General features: G+C 30.5%; 2 protein-coding genes. Both read right to left on the minus strand.

Annotated features, from left to right (window positions below):
• Positions 1 to 1,346 (minus strand): lipopolysaccharide biosynthesis protein (locus AC1DTM_RS23130; protein WP_477000980.1); only part of this gene is annotated, 1,346 nt, incomplete at its 3' end.
• Positions 1,347 to 1,537: 191 nt separating this feature from the next.
• The coding region (locus tag AC1DTM_RS23135) for a glycosyltransferase (RefSeq protein WP_477000981.1) at positions 1,538 to 2,402 on the minus strand (865 nt) is incomplete at its 5' end.

The raw sequence follows: 2,402 nt of genomic DNA on the forward strand, positions 1-2,402 counted from the left end.
CTCATATAAAAAATATTTTTCCAAAACCTTGGTATATCTATATTAATCTTCTTCCAATAATAAACATTCATAATAATTATATTCCCTGCAGTGAATGCCATAGCTGTCCCCAAAGCCCCGCCTATAGCTCCCCACCATTGAACAAACATTATACTTACAAGCACGTTAACTACAGATGTAATAGCATAAATTAATGACTTAAATGCTTGCATATTTTTGGCTTGAAGTATTATTCCCCCCATACTTTGCACTAGCGATACTATCATAGGAACTAAGATGATTATCGCTATTATAAAAGCATCTTTATACTCACTTCCAACCCATAAATAAATAAATTCTTTTCCAAAAACAATAAATCCACTTAGAATAAATGATAATATAATATATTGAATCCTTCCTACCTTAATAAATAAATCTGACACGTCTTTATCATTAACTTCCCTAGTAACCATCCCTGTAACCCTACTTAAAAATACATTTGATATTGCCGTAGAAAACCCTGAAAAATACCCTGTAAACGAGACTCCTATTGTGTAGACTGAAATTGCTGCTGCCCCACTAAATACCCCTAGAATAAATTGATCTGTAGACCAATATATCTTATCTATTATTAAATTTATAAAGATTAATGACGAGAATACAATTATCTCTCTCAATACACTTTTTTCAATCTTTTTAAATACTATTTTTATTTTTAAAACTCTAAAACAATAATATATATTAATTAATATTATAATAAAATTTAAAATTGTAGTTATGATTGCCATAGCCACAGACCCATGTCCCATTATAAGAAGCGGTAGCGTTATAAGAGGGGTTGCAATGGATCCTACTATGCTTATAACTTTTTGAAAAATAAATTTTTCAAAAGCTAATACAACCACACTAAAAAAACCTAGTCCTATCCCTACAGATATATTTATTACCATTATCCCCATCAAAATTGTTAATGTATTTACTTCACCCTCACTTAATGTGTTTGAAAATATCCTATCAGCATTCAGAGTCAATATTGTACCTATTATTAGTGCCAAAGTTCCTAATATCCCGTACATGATGCAAAACATCCCATATAAATTTGAACAGCCATTTTCATCTTGAAGTGCCCTATATTTCGCGGTATATCTAATTACTGCATTACCTAATCCAAAATTTAATACTCCTACATACCCTGCTGCAGAAGCGGCTAAGCTATATATACCAAATTCTGATTGTCCAAGTATATTTAACATAATAGGGGTATATATTATAGATATTGCACTATTAACAAACAATGCTACGTAAGATAATATTGCACCCGCTTTAAGTTGACTTTTCATTTTAATACTACCTTTCTTATTTGACATTCCCCTTAAACCTAGGTTATCACTCGAAATGTACCTCTCCTCACTGGGACAATACAGTAGATTTTCTCATATCATAAGAACTCCAAACTTTATGTTTATGAGGTTTATTCGTTATTAAGAATCTAATGGATGTTGTATCCTTCAGGTTTCTATACTTGTACCTTATAAATCTACTCAATTGAATATATATTTTATAAAAACTCATATATTTTTTTCATTTGGCGTGCTGAATTAAAGTCCTCATTGACTAAACTTTCTGAAATCGAATTGCGTAGCTCATGATTATCTATCAACCTTTTTACCGCTTCATAAATGCTATGTTCATTTGCATTTACAATCAGACCTGTTCTCTCGTCTTGAATCTGTTCTTTTGCACCAGCAAAGTTTGTAGTTACAATAGGTTTACATAAACACCTAGCCTCAGCAAGAGTTATACAATACCCTTCATGCCTAGATGGTTGTACATAAATATCACATTGATCTATATAAGGATATGGGTTAGAATCCATACCTAATAAAACAAATTTATCTTTTAGATGATATTCATCTATTAACTTTTCATATTTTTTTCTTGACGCCCCTTCTCCTACGCAATACCATTTTACTTTATATCCATCGCTAATTAACCTTCCTAACACTCGTATAGCTATATCTTGACCTTTCTCATCCGTTAATCTACCAACTGTCAATATCCTTAATCCAGCAAATTCATCATTAAACCCCTTACCTTCCTTTGCTTGATAACCAATTAATTTTTTAGAAATTATATTCGGGAATACCTCTGTTTTCTTTTTTATAGAAGGTACTATATCAATTAATCTATCTCTAGCTTCACCTGAAACCACAAAAACCTTATCAAATTTATTATATATCTCAGATGAAAATTTTTTATTAAAAGAGATTTTTGTAATATCAAAATGGATCCATTGAACTTTCTTTTTTGCAGCTATTTTATTTACAACAAAATAGCTAATAAAGTCCATAGGTCCCGCATATGCTACTGCAACATCATAGTCATTATCAATTAAATTGTAATTATGTAACACATATTTAAAG

The sequence above is a fragment of the Bacillus sp. P4_D3 genome (genome assembly GCF_056401855.1).